The 24380-nt window shown below is 40.0% G+C and carries 20 protein-coding genes and 1 pseudogene; 8 read left to right on the forward strand and 13 right to left on the reverse strand.

Going from position 1 to position 24380, the window contains the following annotated elements; genetic code table 11:
* Positions 1-200: 200 nt before the first annotated feature.
* From HLV59_RS15040 to HLV59_RS15060, 5 genes are all read right to left on the reverse strand, one after another.
* Entirely contained in the window at positions 201-758 is a 558-nt protein-coding gene (locus tag HLV59_RS15040) for a TetR/AcrR family transcriptional regulator (RefSeq protein WP_216606731.1), read from the reverse strand.
* A gap of 680 nt (positions 759-1438) precedes the next feature.
* Positions 1439-1930 (reverse strand): flavin reductase, encoded by a 492-nt coding sequence (locus tag HLV59_RS15045; RefSeq protein WP_171430290.1) that lies wholly within the window; start codon positions 1928-1930, stop codon positions 1439-1441.
* A gap of 185 nt (positions 1931-2115) precedes the next feature.
* Complete coding sequence (locus HLV59_RS15050; RefSeq protein WP_032004310.1) at positions 2116-3159, reverse strand: methionine synthase; 1044 nt, start codon at positions 3157-3159, stop codon at positions 2116-2118.
* A gap of 21 nt (positions 3160-3180) precedes the next feature.
* Positions 3181-4167, reverse strand: a complete 987-nt coding sequence (locus tag HLV59_RS15055; RefSeq protein ID WP_171430291.1) for a DUF1852 domain-containing protein — start codon at positions 4165-4167, stop codon at positions 3181-3183.
* Positions 4168-4535: 368 nt separating this feature from the next.
* On the reverse strand, positions 4536-5408 hold the full coding sequence (locus tag HLV59_RS15060; protein ID WP_171430292.1) for a LysR family transcriptional regulator: 873 nt from the start codon (positions 5406-5408) through the stop codon (positions 4536-4538).
* A 255-nt stretch (positions 5409-5663) separates the two neighbouring features.
* On the opposite strand from HLV59_RS15060, the gene HLV59_RS15065 reads away from it, so the two are divergent.
* Entirely contained in the window at positions 5664-6272 is a 609-nt protein-coding gene (locus tag HLV59_RS15065) for a LysE family translocator (protein ID WP_171430293.1), read from the forward strand.
* 102 nt (positions 6273-6374) lie between these two features.
* On the opposite strand, the gene HLV59_RS15070 is transcribed toward HLV59_RS15065, so the two are convergent.
* Entirely contained in the window at positions 6375-7400 is a 1026-nt protein-coding gene (locus HLV59_RS15070) for a fatty acid desaturase (protein ID WP_171430646.1), read from the reverse strand.
* Positions 7401-7615: 215 nt separating this feature from the next.
* Between HLV59_RS15070 and HLV59_RS15075 the strand changes: the two genes are divergently transcribed.
* A complete protein-coding gene (locus HLV59_RS15075; protein WP_171430294.1) occupies positions 7616-8623 on the forward strand; it encodes an AraC family transcriptional regulator in 1008 nt (335 codons plus the stop codon).
* Between the two features lie 58 nt (positions 8624-8681).
* On the opposite strand, the gene HLV59_RS15080 is transcribed toward HLV59_RS15075, so the two are convergent.
* From HLV59_RS15080 to HLV59_RS15110, 7 genes and pseudogenes are all read right to left on the reverse strand, one after another.
* A complete protein-coding gene (locus HLV59_RS15080) occupies positions 8682-10049 on the reverse strand; it encodes an amidohydrolase (protein WP_171430295.1) in 1368 nt (455 codons plus the stop codon).
* Between the two features lie 34 nt (positions 10050-10083).
* Positions 10084-10971: a bile acid:sodium symporter family protein gene (locus HLV59_RS15085; RefSeq protein ID WP_016144429.1), complete on the reverse strand. Its 888-nt coding sequence runs from the start codon at positions 10969-10971 to the stop codon at positions 10084-10086.
* 32 nt (positions 10972-11003) lie between these two features.
* Complete coding sequence (locus HLV59_RS15090; protein WP_171430296.1) at positions 11004-12389, reverse strand: outer membrane protein transport protein; 1386 nt, start codon at positions 12387-12389, stop codon at positions 11004-11006.
* Positions 12390-12550: 161 nt separating this feature from the next.
* Positions 12551-13597 (reverse strand): AbrB family transcriptional regulator, encoded by a 1047-nt coding sequence (locus HLV59_RS15095; RefSeq protein ID WP_171430297.1) that lies wholly within the window; start codon positions 13595-13597, stop codon positions 12551-12553.
* A gap of 49 nt (positions 13598-13646) precedes the next feature.
* The gene (locus tag HLV59_RS15100; protein ID WP_171430298.1) at positions 13647-15146 is read right to left on the reverse strand and encodes a tripartite tricarboxylate transporter permease; all 1500 of its coding nucleotides are present in this window, start codon (positions 15144-15146) and stop codon (positions 13647-13649) included.
* Between the two features lie 12 nt (positions 15147-15158).
* Complete coding sequence (locus HLV59_RS15105; protein WP_171430299.1) at positions 15159-15605, reverse strand: tripartite tricarboxylate transporter TctB family protein; 447 nt, start codon at positions 15603-15605, stop codon at positions 15159-15161.
* 54 nt (positions 15606-15659) lie between these two features.
* Positions 15660-16689: pseudogene (locus tag HLV59_RS15110) on the reverse strand (Bug family tripartite tricarboxylate transporter substrate binding protein).
* A 554-nt stretch (positions 16690-17243) separates the two neighbouring features.
* On the opposite strand from HLV59_RS15110, the gene HLV59_RS15115 reads away from it, so the two are divergent.
* The 6 genes from HLV59_RS15115 to tcuB all read left to right on the forward strand — a co-directional run bounded on the left by HLV59_RS15115 (position 17244) and on the right by tcuB (position 24341).
* Complete coding sequence (locus tag HLV59_RS15115; RefSeq protein ID WP_016144423.1) at positions 17244-18173, forward strand: LysR family transcriptional regulator; 930 nt, start codon at positions 17244-17246, stop codon at positions 18171-18173.
* Positions 18174-18448: 275 nt separating this feature from the next.
* The gene (gene tcuC / locus HLV59_RS15120) at positions 18449-19759 is read left to right on the forward strand and encodes an MFS transporter (RefSeq protein WP_171430301.1); all 1311 of its coding nucleotides are present in this window, start codon (positions 18449-18451) and stop codon (positions 19757-19759) included.
* 92 nt (positions 19760-19851) lie between these two features.
* The gene (locus HLV59_RS15125; RefSeq protein WP_216606732.1) at positions 19852-20646 is read left to right on the forward strand and encodes a substrate-binding domain-containing protein; all 795 of its coding nucleotides are present in this window, start codon (positions 19852-19854) and stop codon (positions 20644-20646) included.
* A 132-nt stretch (positions 20647-20778) separates the two neighbouring features.
* Positions 20779-21708 (forward strand): LysR family transcriptional regulator, encoded by a 930-nt coding sequence (locus tag HLV59_RS15130; RefSeq protein WP_081175163.1) that lies wholly within the window; start codon positions 20779-20781, stop codon positions 21706-21708.
* A 103-nt stretch (positions 21709-21811) separates the two neighbouring features.
* Positions 21812-23218: an FAD-dependent tricarballylate dehydrogenase TcuA gene (tcuA, locus tag HLV59_RS15135; RefSeq protein WP_171430302.1), complete on the forward strand. Its 1407-nt coding sequence runs from the start codon at positions 21812-21814 to the stop codon at positions 23216-23218.
* Positions 23208-24341 carry a tricarballylate utilization 4Fe-4S protein TcuB gene (tcuB, locus tag HLV59_RS15140; RefSeq protein ID WP_171430303.1) on the forward strand — a complete coding sequence of 378 codons (1134 nt, stop codon included), beginning with the start codon at positions 23208-23210 and terminating at the stop codon, positions 24339-24341. Before tcuA ends, tcuB begins: the two co-directional genes overlap by 11 nt.
* Positions 24342-24380: the final 39 nt, after the last annotated feature.

Consider the following 24380-nt stretch of genomic DNA (forward strand, 5'->3'; position numbering starts at 1 on the left):
CTACCCCTTGGGGAAGTGGTAGGCTATAAACTCTAAAAAATCATATTATTAAAGATATATCATTTATTTAAAAGCAGCAATAATGATTAATTTAAATAAAATTAAAACATATGATTAAAAACATATAAAATTAATAAAACCGCATTATTACAATTAAGATTTATTAATTAAAATTTTCCTTTATATAAATATTTTAGTTTTTATATCAATGTATTTCCCCAAAACCTCTCCAACACCACATCCCGCTCATTCAAACTGTTGGAGCTTAAAACCTGTAGCATCAAGCCATCAATTAGGTTTAAAACCATGTTGGCATCAGGTTTAGGTTTGTTAGTTTGCAGACTAAAGACCAAATCAAAAAGCTCTTTCAGTAACCATTTTCGGTATTCAACTGCCATGCGGTAAGCCCGTGGATAAAGCAGTTTTAATTCAAAAATGGCTTTAAACAAAAGATGGTAAAGGCTATTTACATCAACATGTAAGCGGACAATTTCTTTGAGCTTATCGGCTGCGGTCGGGTAGCGGTGTGAATAGACAATTGCCAGAACTTCTTCTTTGAGTCGGCTTTTTTGAAAGATTAGGCACATTTCAACAAGGCGTTCTTTCGAGTGAAAGTAGTTATAAAACGTGGCTTTTTGAATTTTGGATTTTTTGATAATCAGGTCTACGCCTGCATTATGGAATCCATGCGTGGTAAAGAGTTGGATAGCGGTTTGAACCACCTGTAATTTTTTGGAAGATATTTCTAAAGTTGGCATCGTTTTACCGTTATAAATTCTTGTTGTTTCTAAATGAGATAAAAAGCCTGTGCCCTTTTTGGGAGAAAAAAAGGCACAGCAAAGCCGTAAGACGGTGCTTGGCACATCTCAAGTTTTGTTGTTGCTAAGTTTTAAGTAAAAAAGACTTAAAGCCTGAAAACCTTATGGCGTTCAAGCTGCTTTAAATTTTTAAGCTGTGTCGTTATAGCCTTTGGCACTCAAGGCCAAGAAATAATGGATGTGCATAGCCAACTCCTGATTTTGGGAGTTCTGCCAAAGCATTAGAGAATTATGGTGGCAGAACGAAAGAGGGTTGACAGACTGGTTTTCGAGAACCCAGCACGCACGAAGGCGTCCCCCTTCCGTCCTACCGCTACAAAAAGGGAGACGAGTGGGTATACATCAAAAAAAACAAGTCTTTTCAATGTACTCGAAAAAACAGCCTGTCAAAGCCGGCTGGCAATGTGGCCAGCACGCAAAGCATAATCTGAGAGTTTAGAAGTGTCAATGTGGCTTTAATGACAAGTGTTTAAATTTCTTATTATTTTTCATTAGATTAACTTAATTATTGTTTTAGATATTATATTTAATTATATTTTTAAAACCCAGCAGAAGCGATCCGTGCTTATTGATTTCTATCTTTTAAATTTTAATTTGAAACAACAAACCGGAAAGTGAGATTAGACAATCTCAGTCTGCCCCACTTGGTGATAAGCACGGTTAAAATAAACCAAACTTTGGTCATGTTGGCTTTGTTTAATCGCTATGATCGGACATATAAAAATTGTGTGTGTGCCGACTTGTTGAATTTGCTCAATCTCACAGTCGAAACTTACCAAAGCATCGTCTAATACAGGTGAACCCGTTTCTAACTCAATCCATGCGCCATGTTTAAAGCGCTCTTCTGGTGTGAGTTTAGATGAAAATGCTTTTGAAATATGTTCGTGCTGCGCACCTAACACATTTACCGTTAAGATTTTGTTATCTAGGAAATGTGCATGCGAACTTGCAGATTGGTTCATACATACCAATAATGTCGGCGGTGTGTCGGTCACACTACAAACAGCAGAGGCAGTAAATCCAAAACGGCCAGACATGCCTGCCGTGGTCACAACACTAACTGCACTTGTGAGTAAAGACATTGCATTTCTAAAGTCTGTTGCTTGAACCATGACATTATTCCTAAATTGAACCGTACCTTGTCCTGTGTGTTTGCTATACCGCCCAACTCCATCAGGAAGGTACTATCGACATGCGATCTGATTAGAGCGACATGTAGTAAGTAAAATGAGGGTTACTTGTTTGATTATCAACTGCCATCAAAAAAGTAACCCTTTATACCACTTATTGGTAAATATTAAGCAGTAAGATCATAACCCGTAAGTTCTCTGCGAACGATTTCTGCACCTGCACTTAAAGCATTTAACTTGCCACGTGCCACTTCACGTGAAAGAGGCGCCATACCGCAGTTTGTGCAAGGGTAAAGCTTGTCAGAGTCTACAAACTGAAGTGCTTTACGCAATGTGTTAGCCACTTCTTCTGGTGTTTCGATCTGGTTAGATGCAACATCAATTGCGCCAACCATGACTTTTTTACCACGAATGAGTTCGAGCAAATCGATAGGCACATGTGAGTTGTGACATTCTAACGAGATGATATCAATGTTAGACGTTTGAAGTTTCGGGAAAGCTTCTTCGTATTGGCGCCATTCTGAACCGAGTGTTTTTTTCCAGTCAGTGTTGGCTTTAATGCCGTAACCGTAGCAAATGTGAACCGCAGTTTCACACTTAAGACCTTCAATTGCACGCTCTAGAGTCGCGATGCCCCAGTCATTTACTTCGTCAAAAAATACGTTAAATGCAGGTTCGTCAAACTGGATAATATCTACACCAGCAGCTTCTAACTCACGCGCTTCTTGGTTCAAGATTTTGGCAAATTCCCAAGCAAGTTTTTCACGGCTCTTGTAGTGACCATCGTAAAGCGTATCAATCATGGTCATTGGACCAGGTAATGCCCACTTAATTGGTTGATTGGTTTGCTGACGTAAAAACTTAGCATCTTCAACAAACACAGGCTTTTGACGAGACACCGCACCGACCACAGATGGCACGCTTGCATCGTAACGGTCACGAATACGAACTGTTTCGCGCTTCTCAAAATCTACGCCATTTAAGTGTTCAATAAACGTGGTCACAAAGTGTTGGCGGGTTTGTTCGCCATCGCTCACAATGTCGATGCCTGCAAGTTGTTGCTCGTGCAACGCTAAACGTAACGCGTCTTTTTTACCTTCGGCTAAGCCTTCATTTTCAAGTTTCCAAGGCGACCAAAGCTTTTCAGGTTCTGCAAGCCAAGACGGTTTAGGTAAGCTGCCAGCAGTTGAAGTTGGTAATAATTTTTTCATGATCAATGACCCGTATGTTGATTAATTAGGAGCGTAATTAGCAGACCACTGCTCAAGAATCGCTTGGTATGGTTTGATAAATTGCTCTTCAACAAACTTCCCCTGCTCAATAGCCAGACGGCTACGTTCTTCACGGTCATACACAATTCGAGTAAGTGAATAATCTTCGTGTTTCAAGCTTGGTTGATAAGATTTTCCAGCCACTGAATTTGCATTGTAAATTTCAGGACGGTAAATCTTTTGGAAGGTTTCCATCGTACTAATGGTACTAATCAACTCAAGGTTGGTGTAATCACTTAGCAAATCGCCAGTAAAGTAAAACGCTAACGGCGCAACGCTATTTGGCGGCATGAAGTAGCGAACTTTTAAGCCCATTTTTTGGAAATATTCATCAGTTAATGAGTAGTCTTCTTGCTTGTATTCCACGCCTAAAACAGGATGTTCGTTTTCAGTACGGTGGTACTCTTTCGTGGTCGAAACGCTTAAGCAAATCACAGGTGCCTTTTTAAAGTTGGCTTTGTAAGTTTCAGAGTTAATAAAGCTCTTAAACAAGTTACCGTGCAATTCACCAAAGTTTTCTGGCGTGCTAAACGTAGACTTGTTTTTGTTGTGATCTAACAACAGCACACTAAAGTCATAGTCACGTACATAAGACGAGAAGTTGTTGCCTACAATACCTTCGATGCGTTCATTGGTTTTCTTATCAACAATATTGGTTTTTAATATTTCGATGAGAGGAAGTCCGCTTGCACGGTTTTCGGCATCAATGTTCATTTCAACTGAAATAATTTCAAGTTCAACGCCGTAGCGGTCGCCTTTAGGGTTGTCCCAATGAGCTAAGGCATTGAAACGATTGTCGATCATCTGCAATGTATTGCGCAAATTTTCTTCGCGGCTCATCCCTCTTGCTAAGTTAGCAAAGTTGGTTGTAATACGTGTATTGTCTGCTGGACGATAGTTCTCATCGAAACAAATACTCTTAATCGTAAATGTAAATTCTTTACTCATTGTGATCAGTACCCTAATTTCTGAGATAAACCTAAATAAAAACTTTTTGCTCTTTTTAAACTTTCCAGACTTGTCAGATTTGTGCCTTATGGTCTTATCAAAGTGAATGACTGGAGCGCTTCAGAGCATGAATAGATTTATACCGCAATCACAACATGAATAAAAATGATTTAGTCTCATTCAAAACTGAGTAAAATTCATGTTTAAGATTTAATAAATAAGTATTGAGTTAAATTTTTTTCATCTTAGGGAATTTTAGACGGCAGTAACTTAATATACGGCGCTCGAAAAGCACCTTAATCTTTTTTAAATATTTATTATTAATTTCAATAATTTAATCAATAAAATCCTTAAACAAATGCCTAAACTTAAAGTAATTTATGCTGACTCACATTCATCTCTGCTTTTAGCCATTCTAAAAATATGGTTTTACGTGAATCTTCCTCAAAAGCGCTATGAGAAAGTAAAAAATAGGCTGAATTATCTTGCACAACTGGTGATTTTTTTTGCAGTAATTTCCACTCAAGCTCTTTTTCAATCATATAAATTGAGATGACTGTCGCGCCGAGTCCCGCCAAACAACCTTCTAAACATAGATAAAAATGCTCGAGTTCAACTTTGGTGTAGCCTTTTAAACTTTGCTTTAATTCAGCAACGCGGCTCATGTTTTTAAAAAAATTCGGTCTAGAAGTCGAAATGAGTACGTCGTTGGTTTCCGATGGCTTAGTTGCCTGAACTAGAGCGATATATTCATCGGCAATTTTTTCGCTATAGATATGCTCTCCCCAATCAAAGTCATTTCTACGAATTGCGATATCAATATTATCTTTTTCAAAATCGACCACGCCGCCTGCAGTGAGTAGCACGACTTCAAAATCGTGACCGAGCTTTTTAAATTTTGATAAACGAGGAATGAGCCATTTCATAGAAAGAGTCGGTTCACACGACAAAACCAGTTGTTTGCTTTTAGCTTTAGGCTGGCTTAGCTCTATTAGACATTCATCGAGTTGACCAAAAACTTGATGGCAACAACTCAATAAAATTTCGCCCTGCTCGGTCATCACAAGTGTTTTATTTTTACGGTCGAATAAAACCGTATTTAAAGCTTCTTCTAAATTATAAATCTGTTTACTAACCGCACTTTGCGTCACAAATAATTTCTTTGCAGCTAAAGTGACGCTGCCATACTTCGCCACAAAATAGAAAAATTTTAATGAATTCAGCGATATTCTTTCGATCATTCCAAAAACTCATAGATGTGTAGTCGTTTTTATCGATTTTTATTTCTAGGTTTCTGTTCAAAATAAAAATCATCTTTATTAAAACTTATTTTAGATGATGAAAAATATATTAGATATCTATATCTGTCTTCGAAACACTAAAGCCCCAACCTTTCTCCTGACAAGAATAGCAACATTAAGGAGTACTTTTACCTCCTTACATACATTCCAAAAAGTACAGATTAACTCTCTCGCTTTCAGTGAGGGCACAAGATAATGGCAGAGTTCATTGCAGTTATTCTCATTACAATTTTAGCAGTGATTAGTCCCGGAGCAGACTTCGCGATTGTCACCAAAAATAGTTACTTGTACGGCAAAAAAATAGGTGTGTTCACTTCACTCGGAATATCGCTTGGCGTGTTGGTGCATGTGACCTATACGTTAGTTGCCGTTGCCTTTGTGATGACATATACGCCGCAAATTTTGAATATTGTTAAGTACATTGGTGCGCTTTACCTAATCTATATTGGCTATAAAACTTTTACTCAAAAACCTGTTTTAGACTCTGCTGCCTTAACTTCTATAGGTACTTTTCAAGCCATAAAATATGGCTTTTTTACCAACGCCCTCAATCCTAAAACCACACTATTTGTAATCAGTACCTACACGCAAATTGTGAGTTTAACTACACCTAAAACCATTCTTTTGGCTTATGGCTTTTTTATGTCTTTTGCCCATTTTATATGGTTTTCACTGGTGGCTGTGCTTTTTTCTTCAATGCTGTTAAGACAAAAAATGTTAGCCAAACAGGTGCAGATTAATAAGGTGATTGGTTCAATTTTATGTGTATTGGGTGTGATTCTGCTTTTTACCAAGTTTCAGTAGAGCTCGTTATTTTTAAGAAACTGTATAGTGAAATTATGATAAATGGACTAAGAGGCCTTCATAGAGAACTTAGTCCATTTGAATGAGATAAACAGCTATGTTTTAACTTTTTGACTCTGATAAATCATTTACGTTCCAACGGTTTGCTCTTTTAAAGGTTCCGACATCGTTGAACCGCACGCCCATATCACGCATGACTTTATGGGCAACTGGCGCAGTCATTTGGCGAATGTAGAATGGTTCTTTCACCACAAAATGGTGGATGGCATGCGTTGAACCAAAGTTAAAGCAAAACAATTGGAACGGCATCATCCACCACGGTGTTAACACTTGCGTTTGTTGAATCACATTGCCCAATTCAACATCACCGTAGTAATGCATATTGCTGGTCACAAAGTGCAGACAGAATGTACGCAGCACATTTGGTGCAATCCAAACCACAGTCAAAATATTAATCACATGCATGATATTTAAAGTGGTCGCCGACCAAGCAATTGGTACATTTGCCCAACTTGAAACGGCATCTACTGCATGAAATCCTAAAAAGATATACCACAATGACCAGTGAATAATCCCTAGCGGGAAATAGGCCATAAATGCACGTTTAAAAATAACTTTTCTAACCGTCCAATTATTTGCAGAAATAATACGGAACAAGACCGCCAAGCCGTTATCACCAATCGCGATGAGACGACGTATGCTCCACTGCTCTCCATTGGTTAAAGCTCTTTCTTCTAAATCAACTTCAGTGCCTGAGTTTTTATGATGGTTAAAATGCAACTCACGGCGTTTCCATGGGTTAATGGTACTTGGTCGAGCTAACCAGACTAAGCCCATCATTAAATGATGTGCCCATGGTTTCTTTCTAAAATACATCCAGTGAATCAGGTCATGCTCTAACTCATGGGTGAGCGATGCAAAAAAAGCAATAATGGGAATTGCAAACCAAGCTGAAAGTTGATGATTGATATAGAGCACGGCAGTCACGATCATGCCCACCAAAGATATCAATAGAATCATCGCCCCTATTGCATTTTGATGGTTCAAAATAGGATGGCGTTTGCGTAAATCCACGCCTTCTGCTGTGACTACTTTTTTAATATGTTCCGTTTTTTCGCTATCGGTCATTCCGGCAGGATTTTTATAAATATAGGTCATCCGTTATTCCTCAGTTTTTCATGCCCCTACTTTATTTAGATCCCCCAAAGTGTGCTTAGCTCGAAACGCCAATCTATTGGCTATGGATGCCAAAATAAAAAGATTCAAAATAAACAAAAGATTTTTTAGTTTTGAATCTTTTATACTGTTCACAGGAATATGAGTCACAAGTTATAGGACATAACATGCCACAGACAGCAACGGCACTGGCTAGCTGGGTGAAAGCGATTCAAAAAGCGCTCGAAAAAGCCGGTGTTGATAGTCAACCTTTATTAGAACAAGCAGGTTTAGATATTCAGGCCCTAAACGATCCAGATGCACGCTATTCATTAAAACAAACTGCGAATTTATGGAAATTAGCCGTTCAAGCGACTGAAGACTCGTGCTTTGGTCTTAAAGTTGCCAGCCAAGTCAACCAAAATACTTTTCATGTGTTAGGGCATTCACTGATTACCAGCACTACCCTAAAAGAGATGTTTCTAAGAATTATTCGTTATTTTCGTGTGGTTACGGATATTCCTGAACTCGAGTTTTATGGGCAAGGAAATAACCATTATTTCGTTATTCATGTTCCCGACGAAGTTCAGCCCGAATCAATAGATGCATTTATTTCCGTTTTTATTCGTTCAAGCCGTGCCTTACAAGGATCTGTTTTTTCGCCATTACGCATTGAACTTAGACGTTCAGAGCCCGAAGATTTAGAAACATTCCAGAGTATTTTAAAAGCTCCGATCGTATTTAATGCACCCAAAGACATGATTGTGTTTGATACAGCAACGATTGAACAGCCACTAGAAGGTGCAAATCCGACCCTCACCCAAGAATATGATGAAATTATTAATCGTTATCTGGCACGGTTCGATAAAGAAAATATATTGGCTCGTGTGAAAGTAAAACTTATTGAAAAATTATCTACAGGTGACTTTCAACAGCAAGACGTTGCGAAAAGTCTGGGCTTAAGCATACGGAGTCTGCAACGCAAACTTTCTGCCGAAAACACCTCTTATAGTGAGTTACTTGATCAGACTCGGCATGAACTGGCTTTGTCGTATATTAAGAACTCAAGCCACAATATTACTGAAATTGCTTATATTCTTGGCTTTACCGACGTGAGTAGCTTTACACGTGCATTCCGTCGCTGGACTGATTTATCACCAGTTCACTATCGAGAAAAACATCTGGCTTGCTCTTAATTTTTTAAAAATTTAAGCAAAAAAAGATGCATATGAATGCATCTTTTTTATGGTCAATTTACTTTTTAGTGAGCAGCTCTAACATGGAAACCGTTGTGACTTTGGCTCCCACTGGTAAAGCTTTTAAGTCAACAATGTAGTTAGGACTATGCGGAATATAAGGCACCGGTTTTCCTTGTTTTACTGCATTGGCAAACACAACTGGGTCCGCCACACCAATAAACATAAAGTTAAAAGGAATATCTTTTTGGTCACCTAATAAATGGTGAACATCTTCTGACCCCATAACCGCAGGATACTCAGTTAGAACATGTTTATCGCCCAATAGTGCTTTTAAAGGCCCATTTAAACGTGCGGAAAATTCTTTATTGTTAATTACTGGTGTGCTTGAACCTTTAAAAGTAAAGGTCGGCAATTGATCTTTACCCATCCCCTGCATTTGCGCCGCACCTTCACTCATAGCCTTAATGTTATTTAACATGGTCTCGCGTACTTTTGGATCAAACCAGCGCAAGTTCATTTTGACCAATGCAGTAGAAGGAATCACATTATTCGAATTTCCAGCTTGGATTGAACCAATTGATAACACTGCCGCTTGTTGTGGATCAACTGCGTTACCCATAATGGTTTGATATTGATTTACTGCATTGGCCGCCATGCTAATTGGGTTTTTGGTGAGCATCGGTAATGAGCCATGCCCACCCACACCTTTAAATAAAACATCAAGCTGATCGGTTCCTGCCATACGTGGCCCCGGTGCATTGATGACTACGCCCACAGGTGCAGGTGTGGTATGCACTGCAAAGAAATAATCAGGTTTTGGTAAGTTATATTTGGTCCATAAGCCATCAGTCACCATAGCTTTTGCACCTGTGATCGGCTCTTCGGCAGGTTGTGCAACTAAAATAATGGTTCCGCTCCATTCCTTTTTTAAAGCAACTAAGGTTTTTGCCATACTGAGCATCCATGTCACATGTGCATCATGACCGCACATATGTGCTACAGGTGTTTCGGTTCCATCATCGAGTTTTACGCGTACTTTACTCGCGTATGGTAAACCAGTCGCTTCTTCAACAGTGTTGGCATCCATATCGGCACGATACATGACCGTTGGCCCTTCACCGTTTTTTAAAATGCCGACCACGCCTGTTTTGGCTATTCCCGTTTTAACATCAAACCCTAATGACTTAAGCTCTTTAGCAACAATGGCAGAAGTGCGGGTTTCCATAAACCCGAGTTCAGGGTGTTCATGAATGTCTTTATAGACCTTATTTAACCACTCTGTTTGCCCATCAATAATGGTTAACGCCTTTTGTGAAACCGCTGGCAAAGTTGTTGGACTTGCTTCTGCATGCAGAACCGTTCCATAACCCGCAATGAAAGTCGACAAACCTAAAAATAGACTGTTTTTAAAAAATTTGTTCATTATGTATGAAGCTCCGTTTTAATCATCTTTACAGCTAGTTAATCATTATTTTGTTTTTAGTTAACTCTTTCTTTTCTAATTGATTTAACAATGTGCCGAATAAGGTTGCCATCACATACATTAATATTGAATACACTGCTGCTGGCATGGCCGCATCCGAACTTGCCATCACAGTCAAAGCAATCGTTAAGGCCAAGGTACTGTTATGAATGCCGATTTCAAATGCACATGCTTTGGCTTGAAAACTATTAATGCCAAATAAACGTGGCAACCAGTATCCAATTGCAAGACTACAAACACAGAAAAGTAAGGTAGCTCCACCAACGAGTCCAATGTAATCGAGAAGTTTTTGATAGTCTTTTGCAATCGCGAGCGCAATAATAAAAAGTAAAAATACGATGGCGAACACACGAACGGGTTTATTTAACTTTTCTGCAAATTTTGGTGAGAAATGTCTAATTAACATTCCAATAATGACTGGAAATAAAATAATAACAAACACTTGAATTATTTTAGAAAATTGCAATCCGACATGTTGTTCACTTGCCACAAAATGTAGTAGTGCAAAGTTCACAATTAGGGGCAAGGTAAAAGCAGCAAGCACTGAATTTATCGCTGTTAAAGTAATATTAAGTGCAATATCACCCTTATATAAATAGCTAAATAAATTTGCAGTGGCCCCTCCTGGTGAGGCAGCAAGTAACATCAGCCCGACAGCAATCATTGGTGGTAAAGCAAAGACCTTACAAATGATGAAAGCAATAGCCACTAAAATAACGAGCTGACAAAACAATGCAATAAATACGGCTTTAGGGTGCTGGCGAACACGTTGGAAATCTTTGAGGGTTAATTCCAGCCCCATACCTGCCATAATAATAGCCAAGGCTATGGGTAAGAATACGGTAATTATCATTGAATCCATTCTCTATTTCCTCTTTTAATTTTTTGTATTATTTAGAATTTATATCCTATTTTTAATCCATAGCTTAAAGAGTGATTATCCTTAAACTCTCCTACATAATAATCACTACCTGCCTGCGCGCCAAGCTGAGCTTTTGCATCGCCTAACCAGAAATACTTCACGCCACCAGAAATAAAGTATTGTGATGTCGGGCTATATTGAGCACCCATGCCTAAATTGTAATATCCCTTACTTGGCCCACCTGTTGACACCTTATCGCCTGCTCCCGAGTCCCAACCTACCGATACAGAACCTAACCATTTAGGTGAAAAGCGTTGTCCAACCCCTAAATTTAAAGACCATTGATCATCATAGTAGCGAACCAAATTAAAGCCTTCTGGGCGGCTTGGCGTCGATAACACTCCAACAACTTTTGAAATTTCACCAAAGCGATAAGGCTGTAGAGCAAGATCACTCCAATTTACCCAGCGTATGCTCCCAAACAATAAGGTCCCCTGACGAAGTCCTGTTTGAAACTCTAAATTTACTGAATCTGGAGACTTAAACTTTGTTGTACCTGTATCTTCTTGTTTGGGCAAATTGGCAATAATCTGATTTAAGTAAGCCTTCTTTTGTGAAGTCATCTGCCCAATAGAAATCATGTAGTCTAAATGCTGATTAACTAAATCACGACCTTGTTGAGTGTTTAACATATCAATAAGGGGAGCGTTTTCAGTGGCATTTACTTTATGAGTAATGGCCGAGCGATAAGTTAATGAGACTTTCACAGCTTTTTCAGGAATCTGGTAGGCAAGCCCCGCTAACCATCCCAAGTCACCTACAGTTTTGGTGTGAAAGTCATAGCCGTTGTAAAGACTAAATACATTACCTCTTAATTCAACCTGACTTTTAAAGCTCTGATAAACTGGCCCTGCATAAAGATTCCAGTTTTTTGTGGGTTGATATCCCAAAATAAAGCTTAAATTTTGTATATCAAATTCTGATTTTGCATTTCCTGTGGGCACTTGACCAGAAGTAGCATTGGCAAGCCCCGCGGTTGTAATGCCGGGTAACATCACTGTGTCTCTTGGCGTTGCGACAAAGCCATTTAGACCTGAATACTCAGTGTCGGCACCAAATGGTTGATCATACAGCAAGCCAAATGAATACTGCGGTGCTAACTGTAGTTTTAACGCTGCGGTAGGTCGATAGTCTGTATTGGCGATATCTGAAATTGAATGATGTGACGGGTTTGTACCCGACTCTACACCACTTAAATCGGTGTCTGTGATTCCTAAACTTGCTTCAAAATAATTGCCTGATTGTAAAAATGCCGCTACAGACTGCCCTGTTTTATCAAATGCAGCAGCATGTAATGTGCTTGTGCAAATTGAAGTTATTCCTAATATCAATATTTTTTTATTCACAACAAAATTCATAGATCCATCCTGGATATTTTTTATTTTGATTCCTCACTTTATGTAGATTTGAATGCTTCTGCTTAGCTCCAAACGCCAATGATTTGACCGTAGATGCCATATTGAAAAGTTATGGTTTGTATAGCGGTAAGCACAACAAAGTTTTTATATTAAAAAAGGGCTTACTTTTTAGATTTAAAAAACAATTGCAGACTGTATTGATAAAAAAAGCGTGTAGTGAGAATTACGAAAATTAATCTAGAAAGTTGAAAGGCAACCACGATTGGCACTGCAAGTCCTAACGCTTTAGCCATCAGTGACATTTCTGCAATGCCTCCGGGTGAAAGGCCTAAAATCAAGATTTGTTTTTCTGTATGACTTAAATTGACGAGTAATAAAGCAATGCTGATCGATAACACTAAAGCCAGTAAATTGAATATCAGTGTGATTCCAATAAATTTTTTATTTTTTCTTAAAAAGCTAAATGGAAATTTGCTACCTAATGACCACCCAATACAGACTTGACCAAAGGCAGTAAACCATTCAGGCAATCTCATCTGAAGTATCCCAAAGAATGATAAGAACCCGATAATCGCGAGTGGCCCCAAAATCCAAGCATTCAGAATATTAAAAAATTGAAAAACTTGACCTATCAATAGGGCCAGACAAAACAGTAATACGACCTGAAAAAAGCTAAATTGATCGGACGCAAGTATTTTTAAACCAGTCCATTCGACATGAAAATAAAGTTCCATAAAAATTGGAACCAGCACCACCAGAATCACAATTCTCAAACTATGGGCAGCAACGACTTTATCGACTTGAGCTTGGTACCGCTCTGCAATATTGACCATTTCACTAGCACTGCCAATGGCCGAAGAAAACCATGCAGTTGCCCAATCCAAGGCATTAACTCGATATTGCAATCCGGCCAGCAATGTACCCAATACAAGTGACCACACCATCCCAATGAGAATAAAGCCCCAATATGATGCCACTGCCTGTACCAACGCTTGTGTAAAGTATAGACCCAAGGCCATACCAATAATGACCTGCCCTATGCGTCGCCAACGAGAGTCACAGACAAGTGGATGACCAACGCTACCGAACAATAAAGCCGTCAATAAAGGCCCAAGCAACCAAGGCAAGGGAATATGCACATATTTGGCAATTAAAGCCCCGATCAGAGCAATTGCTAATCCTTTGAGATTTGAGCTTATTTTTTCCATAATTCTGAGCAATAACAGTCAACCAATGCTGACTATTATTGCTGTCCTATTAAGCTTGTTGCTTTTTGATAAACAAGTACTTACGAACAATTGGCAAGATCAACAACAATCCCGACATAATCCAAAGACCCATACTAATGTTACTGCTCCATAAGACATCAAGTTCCCCTTGAGAAATCGACAAAGCACGACGTAAGTTTGACTCCATCAACTCTCCTAGTACAAAACCAAGAATCAGTGGTGCTAATGGGAAATCAAATTTTCGTAGAATATATCCAACCACACCCAAGCCCATGCATAACAGCAAGTCAAAGATGTTGCTATGAATAGCATACACACCAACAAAACTAACACTTGCGATGATCGGGATCAAAATATAATTAGGAATACTCAACATGCGGGCAAAGAAACCCACCAATGGCAAGTTCAATACCAACAGAATGATATTACCCACCATAAGCGATGCAATGAGTGACCACACGAGTACAGGTTGCTGAACAAATAACTGTGGACCTGGCGCGATGTTATACATAAGCAATGCACCCATCATTACCGCCGTAGTACCTGAACCAGGAACACCTAGTGTCAACATGGGTACAAATGAACCACAAGCTGCTGCATTATTCGCACTTTCTGGTGCAGCAAGACCACGTAAGTCACCTTTACCAAACTTGCTACTATCCTTTGCCATTTTTCGTTCAGTGGTATAGGCCATTGCACTTGCAACTGTTGCACCTGCACACGGGAGAATACCCAAGAAGAAACCAATCACTGAACTGCGGATGATAGCTGCTAAAGAGAAAAAGAACTCTTTAAGATTAAAAAGGGAACGTTTTCCTTGTTTTAAAGCAACTTGACCAATTGTCGTGCGTTCGAGTAGTAATAAAATTTCACTTACGCTAAATAATCCAATCACTAACGTTGTGAAAGCAATTCCATCACTTAAACCCACACTGTTAAAAGTAAAGCGATACACCCCTGTAATGGCATCCATTCCCACCGTTGCAAGAGCTAAACCCATGAGTGCCATAATTAAAGTTTTAAAAGGCTGTGTACTGACTAAGCCTGTTAAACAAACAATTGCAAAGACCATCAGAGCAAAATATTCAGCTGGACCAAATGCAATTGCCCATTTCGCCAATATCGGAGCAAACAATACAATTCCAATAAAGGCGACAGTACTTCCAACAAAGGAACTGACCGATGACAAAGACAATGCGATGCCAGCCTTTCCTTGCTGTGCCAATGGATAACCATCTAATGTGGTCATAATGGCCCCAGCATCTCCGGGTACGTTTAACAGAATCGCTGAAATACGTCCGCCATATTCACAACCCAAATAAACTGCTGCCAATAAAATCAAGGCACTATCTACAGGTAAACCCAAGGCGTAAGCAAACGGCAATAAAATTGCCACACCATTAATTGGACCTAAACCCGGCAATAGCCCTACAATCGTTCCAATAAATGCGCCAATAAAAGCAATTAAAAGATTCTGCGGTTGCAAGGCAACCTCAAACCCCATCATCAAAAAACTTAATACATCCATATCGGGTCATCCTTAACCAAAAAATCCAAGTGGTAACGGCACATCCAAGAAACGATCAAACATATAGTAGGTACTCAAGCTGAGTACTATGCTTGTCACCAAAACTGGTATGGTTTTGCCATGGAAAAGTTTGCCCACTGCAATGGTCATCAACAGGGTCGCCACAATAAAGCCGAGCCATTCAAAAACCAATGCATATAGCGTTAAAGCCACTGCACACAACGCTAACTTCACAACCAGATGTTTTGTCCACCCCAGCTCAACGGGTTCGAACATAATGGCAGGCCGTACAGTGAGATAGATTGCACTCACTGTGATCAACCCCATTAATAGAATGGGAAAAGCTTTTGGTCCTACTGGATCGTAGGAAATTGGTGCTTCAAAATTGCTTGCGTAGATCAACAAAAATAACCCACAAACCGTAATAATGGCGGTAAGAATCCGTTCAGATTTCATCATCTATCCTCAAAAAAAAACTGAGCTGAAAAATCACTTCTCAACTCAGTTCATTTGTTATTTTGATAATTTGTATTCTTGCGACAACTGACGCATTTCCTCGGTCTGTTTATATACATAAGCGGTGAGTTCTTCACCTGTCAGTTGAAATGGGAGCAAATCTTGTTTTTCACGTACTGCTTTAAATTTCTGGTCTACCATCATTTTATCAAAGGCATTTTTCCACCAGCCATACGCTTCATCACTGACCTGTGGCCCCATATAGAAACCACGGATGACTGGCCACTCTATGTCATAGCCTTGCTCTTTTGCCGTAGGTAATTTTGAGAATTTCCCATCTAAACGCTTGTTTGCAAAAACTGCTAAAACCCGAATATCGCCAGACTCTAGGTATGAGCTTACTTCGCTGACATTACCTACGCCGACTTGAATGTGCTGTCCCAGTAATGAAGTCAGCACTTCCCCTCCACCTTCAAGTGCGACAAATCTTAATTCAGCAGGACTAATACCTGCTTTTTTGGCCAACATTGCGGTTTGCATCCAGTCTTGACCACCCACACTTCCTGCACCACCAAAGCTAAGTGCTTTTGGATTTTCTTGAAGTGCTTTCATCAAGTCATCAAGGTTTTTCAATGGTGAGTCTTTATGTACCGAAACTAGACCATAATCGACGGCGACTCCCGACAACCATTTCACATCTTTTTCAGTAAAGTGCCCGAATTTTCCTTGTGCTAGATTCAGGAGTGAACCCGTCGAGAAAGCAACTACGGCATTATTATTAGCAGGATCACTATTTACAATCTTATTGTAGGCTACAGCACCTACTCCTCCTGGCATATACGTTACGCGGATTGGATCTTTGATCAGCTCTGTTTTTTGAAAGCCAGATTGTATGAGTTTACAGGTCATATCAAAGCCGCCACCTGGTTTGGCTGGGGCGATACATTCTGGTCGTTTTGGTTGTCCAGCTTCTTTAGAGGCATTTCCGGAGCCACAGCCAACCATGGTCACACTGACACATGCCAATGCGAGTAATTTTAAATTTTTCATGTTACATACATCCTTATAACGTTTTTCATCTATTCATATTTTGGTTTTACCAATATCAGCATCGGCCTCCTTGGCGCGATTATGCTTACTGGTTATTTAGTTTTGATCTGATGTTTCGCTGCACTCTTCGGCTGCGAACTTCAACAATGCTGCGTTACAATAAAAATTATGAATTAAGCTGCTAAAACAACTGGCCTAGTGAAGGAAAAATCCTGACATTCAGTAAGTTTATAAATGAGCAATCAAACACTTGCAGAACAGCTTAAAATGCTGGGGCTAATAATATTGATAAAAAACAAAGTGCATCATGCATTTAATCTTCTCCCTTTCGAACTTAGGAGGATTAAAGCACAGAACAATAAATCATCGTGATACCAACAATTTAAAGGGGGCATTAGTAAAATTAAATAGCTATGCCGCTTAATGGGAAGCTGGGAACTAAAAAAAGATCGTTTTTATTGTTCTTGGAATATTAAGCTAAAGATTAATTTCATAAGAATGGGTAATTATTTATAAGAGAATATACAGCTGTTAATATACAAAAAATCGAGCAGGTTTGACGCTTACTAAAATTAATACGGAAATTTATATATGGAAATCAAGCAAATTAAGTATTTTTTGACAGTCGTTGAATCAGGCAGTATTGGTAAGGCAGCCCAGAAACTTGATGTGGGCGCTTCAGCCATTAGTCAGCAAATTAGTAAGCTCGAACAGGAGCTAAGCATTCGTTTGTTACAACGTAATGCTTTTGGTGTCACCCCTACTCCCGCAGGTCTCGCCTTTTTAAAACACTCTCAACTCATTTTACGTCAAGTGAACTTCGCCATAGATGCGGCGCATTCTGCACGGCTTTCTGGTCATGTCAGCCTTGGTTTTCCACCGACCATTACCGCTTTAATTGGGATCCCTTTAATGAAATTAATGTCTGAACGCTACCCAGACATTCGTTTAGAGATTGTGGAAACGCTTTCGGGTAACCTCATTCAAGCCATTAACTCCCGTCAGCTCGATATTGCCATTATTTTTACCAATGAAATTGATAAACAGTGGTCAATACAACCCTTGGTACGCGAGCAAATGTATTTAATGGCACGAAAGGAAGTACTAGAAGAATATGGCCTTGCCGAATGCATTAAAAGTGGAATTATTCAGTCACAGCAAATTGGTGACATTCCTTTAGTATTGCCACGTCAGCGCCATAGTTTAAGAAAGCTGCTTGAACATAAGATTGGACAGCTTAATGTCGTCTATGAAATTGATGGGCTACACTTACTTATGGACAGCCTGATTCACCTTGATCTTGCCAGTGTTCGCCCGGGTAGTGCTTGTCTGCAAGAGTACAAACATAAGCTTCAATTGCTGAAATTGGTAGAACCCGAAGTTGAGCGAATCAATTACTTGGTGAGCCTTGCCGAAGAAGAATTATCACCTGCTGCACTTGCTGCAAAGTCAGCCATTAAGGCCTGTGTAAAAGAACTAATTCAAAATCAAATTTGGCCGTGTTCTGAAATTATTTTATAAAAACCCATTAATTTTATTAAATACCTAATTAATTTTGTCCTCTCACTCCTCTGTACTGTTTGAGATTACATTTTCTGTCGAATGATAAATGGCTTTCTGTTTATCGAAATATAGATGTGTAGTTTGAACTGGAAACAAGGCATCACATTTTCTCTGAAGGATCTCTTTAAATCTCATCTCTAGCCCATTTGCTCTTGAGGTTTACTAAAGTCTATTTAAATCCATGCATTGAAGATCGTGAATGTTTCCATTTTGTCAGGCCAAGGAGGTCTCCAATGGATGTCGTGAATAACCGTAGGGCTACTTTTAAAAAAATATTAAATGTAACGAGTGGCAACTTTTTAGAGCAGTACGATTTTTTTCTTTTCGGTTTCTACGCCACCTATATCGCGGCAAAATTTTTCCACTCTGAAAATGAATATGTCTCTTTAATGATGACATTTACAGTGTTTGCTGCGGGCTTTCTTATGCGTCCTCTCGGCGCTATTTTTTTGGGCGCGTATGTCGATAGAGTTGGTCGTCGTAAAGGTCTCATTGTTACTTTAAGCCTTATGGCAATCGGTACCATCTTAATTACCTTTGTGCCGGGATATGAAACCATAGGTATTATCGCACCGATCTTGGTGGTGATTGGCCGTCTATTACAAGGCTTCTCGGCAGGTGTTGAATCTGGCGGTGTATCTATTTATCTAGCTGAAATTGCAACAGATAAAAACCGTGGATTTATTACCAGCTGGCAGTCTGGCAGCCAACAAGTTGCCGTTGTATTTGCCGCATTACTTGGCTACTGGCTCAACACCATTTTAACTACTGCTCAAGTAGGTGAATGGGGCTGGCGTATTCCTTTCTTAATTGGTTGTTTGATTATTCCTTTAATCTTTTTGTTCCGTCGTACTTTAGAAGAAACTGAAGACTTTAAATCGCAAAAGACTCATCCTTCAACCAAAGAAATTTTCAGCACACTGGCGAACAACTGGCGCATCGTACTTGCAGGTATGATGATGAGTGCGATGACTACGACCACTTTCTACTTTATTACGGTTTACACCACGGTGTATGCAAAACGTACTTTAGAAATGTCAGTCACAGATAGTCTTTTAGCAACTGTGTTTGTTGGTTTGTCTAATTTCATATGGTTACCAATGGGTGGCTTACTTTCAGACAAAATTGGTCGTCGTCCGGTTCTCGTAGGCATTACCACACTTGCGATCTTCACAAGTTATCCAGTTTTAAGCTGGTTAGTCAGCGATATTAGCTTCACGAACCTTCTAATTACGCTTGCTTACTTCTCTTTCTTCTTTGGTATGTATAACGGAACCATGGTCGCAACACTTGCCGAAGTGATGCCAAAACGTGTACGTACAGTTGGCTTTTCTTTAGCATTCAGCCTTGCAGCCGCTATTTTTGGCGGTATGACCCCAATGGCTTGCACCTTCCTTGTCGAAAATACAGGCAATGCAAGTACACCAGCTTTGTGGCTCATGCTCGCTGCGGTATGTAGCTTAATCTCAAGCTTATATCTATGCCGTGGTTCTAAACAGAAGAAAACTGACTCGATTGCTGAAACTGCAAAAATCAGCGCTTAAAACAAAAAACGACTTAACCTGAAATTTTAATGAACAGTACGGCAGATCTTACGTCTCCGTACTGTGTTCTCCTGTCATTAAAGCGAGATACTATGAAAAAGTCCCCTATCTTCATGACCATTTGCCTAGCTGGTGTAGGCTTAGGCTCAACCCTTGCTAACGCAGATACAATCGAAGTGATTAGCTCAGGTGGTTTCTATTCATCTATGGAAAAACTCATTCCATTATTTGAAAAACAAACTGGTCACACTGTTCACCTTTCGTCTGGTTCATCAATGGGTGCATCACCAACTGCAATTCCAAATCGACTTGATCGCGGTGAACGTTTTGATGTGGTGGTCTTGGCTGCTCCTGAACTCAACAAGCTTGCAGAAAAGGGTTATGTAGACCCAAATTCACAAAGTCCTTTAGTAAATTCAAGCATTGGTATGGCTGTTCCAAAAGGCGCGCCAAAACCAGATATCAGCTCTGCGGAAAAATTCGAAAAAGTTTTATTAAGTGCCAAGCACATAGGCTATTCAGCAAGTGCGAGCGGTACACATCTTGAAAAAGATGTGTTCCCAAGCTTCCCACCTGTGGAATATAAAATCATTTCAAGCAAGGCAGAAAAAGTAATCGGCGATCGTGTTGCAAAACGCATTGCTGAAGGCCAGTTTGATATCGGTTTCCAGCAAATTAGTGAAATCAAACCTTTTACCGGCAAATATGGTCAAGTTGAATTAGTCGGCCCAATCCCAGCACCTTATCAAAAAGTTACCGTATTTGCTGCTGGTATTGGTAAAGGCTCGGAACATGAAAAAGCCGCAAAAGAGTTAATCAAGTTTGTGAAATCACCTCAAGCCACACACATTATTGAAGAACAGGGTCTTGAGCAGGTTAAACAATAAAAGCCCTAAAAGGCAGTATCTTGGGGTGATGTTGCCTTTTCTCTTTTAGTAGTTCAGTCAGCATAATAGAATAAAATGTTGAGTGATAAACCAGTGTAGAATTAATCCATAAAGGTTAATGTAGTATTTGCCGTGGAACTCAAACAATTAAAGTATTTTATTGCAGTGATCGAGTCAGGAAGCTTGGGTAAAGCTGCAAAAAATCTCGATATTGGAACTTCTGCATTAAGTCAGCAAATCTCAAAATTAGAAAGCGAACTTTCTATTCGCCTTTTACAACGTACTGCTTTGGGTACAGTTCCCACTCCTGCGGGTTTAGCTTTTTTTCAACAGGTTCAACTGGCACTTAGGCACTTAGACCATGCAGTAGACTCTGCGCACTCTTCACGTTTAAGTGGTCATGTCACCGTGGGGTTTTCACCCAGTGTTGCAGCAGTTATTGGTACACATTTTTTAAAACTCATGAGAAATCGTTACCCCGACATTAAAGTCCGTTTAATTGAAGGGTTATCGGGAGATCTCAAAGCCTTAGTCAATGCAAGACAGCTCGATGTTGCCATCATCTTTAGTGACGATGTCGACCCACAGTGGGCCATACAGCCTTTAGTCAAAGAACAAATGTTTTTAATCTCACCGAAAGAAGTGCTGAGTCAGTACAACCTTGAAAGCTGTATTAACACTCAAACGATTACTCATTCGCAGCTTAAAGAGCTTCCTCTTATTTTACCGAGCCAACGACATGGACTGCGTTTGTTGCTCGAACAGAAAATTCATCAGCTTAAAGTGGCATATGAAATTGATGGGCTGCATTTATTAATGGAAAGCATTAGCCAACTCGAAATGGCAACCATTCAACCCGCAGGTGCATCATTAAACTCACGACAAGACTTATGCCTGCTACGCGTTATAGAACCTGCTATTGAGCGTATTAACTATTTAATCAGTCTCTCTGAAGAAGAACTCTCGCCTGCTACTTTAGCCACTAAAGTCGTAATTCGTGCCTGTGTCACCAACCTGATTAATGAAAGTCGCTGGCCTGGTGCGAAACTCATAAACACTTAAGCGATTAGTGTTTATTTTTACTAAACACCTATTCAAGCCTAGCCTCTCACTTCACCTTTCTTTTTAAAGCTACATTAGCCCTAGCTGAGAAAGGGAGAAATCCATGCATGATGTGATTGTAATTGGTGGTGGGAATGCCGCACTGTGTGCCGCGCTCACAGCAAAAGAAAGTGGCGCGTCTGTGCTTGTCATAGAAGCAGCCCCTAAAGAGTGGCGTGGGGGTAACTCACAACACACTCGTAACCTTCGCTGCATGCATGATGCTCCTCAAGACGTATTGGTTGATGCCTACCCCGAAGAAGAATATTGGCAAGACCTACTTAAAGTAACTGCTGGAAAAACCAATGAACATTTAGCCCGTTTGGTCATTCGTAGCACTGCCTCCTGCCGCGACTGGATGCGTAAACATGGTGTGAATTTTCAGCCCCCGCTATCGGGTGCTTTGCATGTTGCACGTACTAATGCCTTTTTTATGGGTGGCGGTAAAGCCCTCATTAATGCCTACTACCGTAGCGCCCAAGAACTTGGTATCGAAATTTTATACAACACAAAAATTAAAGATCTAAAGTTAAATCAAGGGCATTTTGAAGCGGCAATTGCTGAAGATGGTCGTGTATTTAAAGCAAAAAGCTGTGTATTGGCCGCAGGCGGTTTTGAGTCAAATCTGGAATGGTTAAGAGAAGCATGGGGACAAAATGAAAACGGCGAATGGCCTGCCGATAATTTCATTATCCGTGGTACGCGCTTTAATCAGGGCAACTTACTTAAATTTATGATAGATCAAGGTGCCGATATTATTGGTGACCCATCACAATCACATTGCGTAGCCGTAGATGCACGCGCACCTCTATATGACGGCGGTATTTGTACTCGTATTGACTGCGTTTCATTGGGAATTGTGGTCAATAACAAAGCTGAACGTTTTTACGATGAAGGCGAAGATTTCTGGCCAAAACGTTATGCGATTTGGGGCCGGCTTGTGGCACAACAGCCACAGCAAATTGCTTATTCGATTATTGATTCAAAAGCGATTGGTCGCTTTATGCCGCCTGTGTTTGCAGGTGTAAAAGCTAATAGCATTCAAGAACTGGCTGAAAAAATCGGACTAGATGCAAAAACCTTATGCCACACGGTAGAAGAATTTAACCAAGCTTGTGTGCAAGGCACCTTTAACCATACCGTTTTAGATGACTGCACCACCCAAAATATTGTTCCCAACAAAACCCACTGGGCCGTTCCTCTCGATCGCCCACCCTTTTATGCCTATGCCCTTAAACCCGGCATTACCTTTACCTATTTAGGCTTAAAAGTCGAAGATGATGCTGCGGTACGTTTTAACAATAAAGCAAGCCCAAACCTATTTGTCGCAGGTGAAATGATGGCAGGTAACGTACTCGGTCAGGGTTATACCGCAGGCGTTGGCATGTCGATCGGAACGACGTTTGGACGCATTGCCGGAAAAAATGCAGCCCACTATGCACTATCACAAGGAGTTGAACATGAATGCTAATAGCAAAGCCCTAATTCCAGTTGTTCAGCTCTCTGATCACGAACAAGAAGTCCAAAGAGCCCTACAGATTTGTAATGCTTGTCGCTACTGTGAATCATTCTGTGCTGTATTTTCGGCTATGACCAAGCGCCTAGAGTTTAACCAAGCCGATATTCATTACATGGCAAACCTTTGCCATAACTGTGGTGCATGTTTACATGCTTGCCAATATGCTCCACCCCACGAGTTTGGTGTAAATATTCCAAAAGCGATGGCACAAGTACGTTTAGAAACTTACCAAGAGTTTGCGACCCCTCAGCCTCTAGGACGACTTTATAAGTCTGTGGGAATTCCTTTTGTTTCAGTGTTAACACTTATTTTCTTTTTTTGCATGTTAGCCGTGGTGTGGTACAAAGACACCGACCTATTTGCAGGTTACCAAGGTAATTTTTATGCAATTTTCCCACATAACTTTTTAGCACTACTGTTTGGATTTACCTTTACGGTTGCAATCATTTTACTACTTATTGGGATCAGCAAATTTTGGCGACAAACTTCTAAAGTTATCCATGGCAAAGTTGAAAAACCCGATCTAGTTCAAGCCACCCAAAATGTATTAACGCTTAAATATTTAGATGGTGGACATGGCAAAGGTTGTAATGAACAAGATGACCGTTACACACAAATTCGTCGTGTGTTCCATCACCTGACGTTTTATGGCTTTATGCTTTGCTTTGCAGCCACAGGTGTAGCGACGTTATATCACTATTTTCTTGACTTACACGCACCTTATCCTTATCTAAGCTTGCCCGTTATTTTGGGCACTTTGGGTGGAATTGGCTTAGTCATTGGACCATCTGGCTTGCTCTATTTAAATCTTAAACGTCATCCGTTGCATGGTGACCGTGAGCAAAAACCTGTAGATCGAGGCTTTATTTTCCTTCTACTTATCGTTAGCGCTTCAGGGCTAGCACTCATGGCATTTCGCAATACCCCTTACATGGCACTTTTACTGATTTTCCATTTAGCTACGGTCATGACCTTCTTTATTACCATGCCATTTGGAAAGTTCGCACACGGTTTTTACCGCAGTGCTTCTTTACTCAAATTTGCCATCGAAGAACGTATTTCTAAGAAGTCATAATTTCATTCAAAAGTATTCACTATCTTGGCGTAGTGAATA

This window comes from Acinetobacter lactucae, assembly GCF_013122135.1.
GTDB lineage: Bacteria > Pseudomonadota > Gammaproteobacteria > Pseudomonadales > Moraxellaceae > Acinetobacter > Acinetobacter lactucae.